The sequence below is a fragment of the Priestia sp. SIMBA_032 genome, assembly GCF_046535215.1.
GTDB classification, from domain to species: domain Bacteria; phylum Bacillota; class Bacilli; order Bacillales; family Bacillaceae_H; genus Priestia; species Priestia aryabhattai.
The window spans coordinates 1-231 of the sequence record NZ_JAWRXD010001667.1; the positions used below are offsets into that span (position 1 = coordinate 1).

At 38.5% G+C, this 231-nt stretch carries 1 protein-coding gene; it reads left to right on the forward strand.

What is annotated here, in order from left to right:
• A partial coding sequence (locus SB717_RS39915; protein WP_486360831.1) for a family 4 glycosyl hydrolase occupies nucleotides 1–231 on the forward strand: 231 nt, incomplete at both ends.

Here is a 231-nt window from a genome sequence, read left to right on the forward strand (position 1 = left end):
GTGATGCAGCATGTAGCTTAATTACGTCTATTTACAATAATAAAGGTGATATCCAGCCTGTTAATACACGAAACAACGGAACAATTGCAAGCTTACCACATGATTCTGCTGTTGAAGTGAACTGTATTATTACGAAAGAAGGTCCAAAACCAATTGCAGTGGGAGATCTTCCAGTACCAGTTCGCGGTTTAGTACAACAAATTAAATCATTCGAGCGCACAACAATTGAAG